At 74.4% G+C, this 2,508-nt stretch carries 2 protein-coding genes; both read right to left on the reverse strand.

What is annotated here, in order from left to right; translation table 11 throughout:
* Positions 1 to 1,212: MFS transporter (locus DKL51_RS03260; protein WP_124811704.1), on the reverse strand; the 1,212-nt coding region annotated here is incomplete at its 3' end.
* A gap of 233 nt (positions 1,213 to 1,445) precedes the next feature.
* Positions 1,446 to 2,508 (reverse strand): FAD-dependent oxidoreductase (locus DKL51_RS03265; RefSeq protein WP_124811705.1); only part of this gene is annotated, 1,063 nt, incomplete at its 5' end.

Raw genomic sequence — 2,508 nt, forward strand, 5'->3', positions numbered from 1 at the left:
GTCCCGCAGCCAGTCCAGGGCCACGCCCGCCGCGGCGGTGGCGACGGCGGTGACCGTACCGGCCAGCACCAGGGTTTGCCGGGGTCCCGCGTGCTCGGAGAGCCAGCCGAGCAGGGGCGCGCCGACCGCCGCGGAGACCGAGCCGGTGGCCGCCAGGGCGGCCAGCACCCGGCCGCGCATGGCATAGTCGGTGTCGAGCTGGGCCCGGGCACCGACCGTGGTGTCGATGACCACGGCCGCGGCGGCCACGGGCAGGATCACCGCGGCGAAGCTCATGGTGCCGGGAGCCAGGCCGGCAGCGATCTGCAGACCGCTCGCCACGAGGCCGGACCCGACCAGCATGCCGTAACCCAGGTCACGGCGGCGGGCCGCGACGAGCGCGCCGAGCACCGTGCCGACGGCGAAGACGGTGGAGAGGAAGCCGTAGCCGGAGGCGCCCCCACCCAGCGGTCCGTCGCTCATCGCCGCCATGGTCACCTGGTAGTTGCGGCCGAGGCTGCCGAGCACGAACGACAGCGCCAGGGCCACCAGCAGCACCGGCTGACGCAGCAGGTAGCGGAAGCCCGCCCGGATGCCGCCGTCCGCCGGGGCCACGTCCGCCGCCGGCGGCTCCACGCTGTGCCGCTCCCCCTCGCGTACGCCGAACAGGGCCACGACGACCGCCACGAAGCTGGCGGCGTTGATGCCGAACAGCAGGGCGGGGCCGACGGCGGCCACCACGACGGCGCCGACGCTCATGCCGAGGATGCGGCCGGCGGAGTTGGTCAGCGAGCCCAGGGCGAGGGCATTGCCCAGGCTCTCCCGGTTTACCAGCGTGGAGGCCCAGCGACCCATCACCGGACCCTCGATGGCCGAGACAGCGCCGGTGACCAGGGAGATCACGTAGATCGCCGGCAGGCCGCCGGCACCGGTGACGGCCACTGCGGCCAGTCCGGCGGCCAGCGCCGCGTGCGCCGCCTGGGCCACGATCAGCAGCGGCCTGGCGGGCAGCCGGTCGGCCAGCGCGCCGCCCCAGACACTGAGCAGCAGCGTGGGAAGGGCCTGGAGCAGAACGGTGAACCCCATCGAGGTCGCCGAGCCGGTCTCCGCCAGCACGTACCAGTTGACCCCGAGGACCTGCATCCAGGTTCCGATGACCGATACGAAACCGGCGGCGGCCCAGATCCGGTAGTTCCGGTGGCGCAACGCGGCGAAGGTGGCACCAAGGGCCACGACGATTTCCCCGTCCAGACGACGACACGACGAAGCCGAACCACGGAGGGTTCGGCAGTCGACCAGTCTGACGGCAATCAGCCCGATTTGCTGGTGTTCGTGAGGCGGCTCACCCCGAACGGCAGGAGCGCAGGACGCAAGGACGCCGAGCTGGGTGTCCTGCGGGTCAGGACACCCCAGCTCGGCGATCCGGAGTCGATCATCCGGTGGCGGACCCACCGGCCCGCGCGCGGTCAGCGCGCGGCGAGCGGCTGCCGGGCCGGGTCCACCGGCGCGGGCAGTGTGCCCACCCCACCGAGGTAGGAGTGGATCGCCGCGGCGGCGGCCCGTCCCTCCGCGATCGCCCAGACGATCAGCGACGCGCCCCGGTGCATGTCACCGGCGACGAAGACCCCGTCGGCCTCGGTCTGCCAGTCCGGTCGGGCGTCGATCGCGCCCCGCCCGTTGCGGGTGACCCCGAACTGGGTGAGCAGTGGCTGCTCCTCGGTGCCCTCGAAGCCGATCGCGAGGAGCACCAGGTCGGCCGGGAGCTCCCGCTCCGAGCCGGGCAGCGCATTGACGATCCGCCGGCCGTCCCGCTTCTCGACGGTGACCTCGGCGATCCGGACGGCGCGCACCTGGCCGGTGCCGTCGTCGACGAACTCCTGCACCGCGACGGCGAAGACCCGATCGCCGCCCTCCTCGTGTGCCGGGTAGCTGCGCAGGACCCACGGCCAGGTCGGCCACGGGTCGCGCTCGGCGTCCCGGGTCTCCGGCGGCTCCGGGTAGAGGTCGAGCTGGTGCACGCCGGCCGCGCCCTGCCGGTGCGCGACGCCGAGGCAGTCCGCGGCGGTGTCGCCACCACCGATGATCACCACGTGCTTGCCGGCCGCGTCGATCGGCGTGCCGTCGGGGAGCACCGCCAGGGCGGGCCGGCCCTCGCCAGCCGCCGCGACGACCCGGTTGGCGGCCACCAGGTGCTGCATCGCCTGGTGCACGCCGCGCAGCTGCCGGCCCGGAGTCTCCGGGGTGTCCCGGCCCTGCAGCGCGCCGCAGGCGAGCAGCACCGCGTCGTGCTGCGCGCGCAACTGCTCGGCGGTGACGTCGACGCCGACGTTCACCCCGGTGCGGAACTCGACGCCCTCGGCCGCGAGCTGGGCCAGCCGCAGGTCGATGTGCTGCTTCTCCAGCTTGAAGTCCGGAATGCCGTACCGGAGCAGGCCGCCGATCGCGTCGTCCCGCTCGTACACGGTGACGGCGTGGCCGGCGCGGGCGAGCTGCTGGGCGGCGGCGAGCCCGGCGGGGCCGGAGCCGACC

The organism is Micromonospora globispora (assembly GCF_003857015.1).
Taxonomy (GTDB): domain Bacteria; phylum Actinomycetota; class Actinomycetes; order Mycobacteriales; family Micromonosporaceae; genus Micromonospora; species Micromonospora globispora.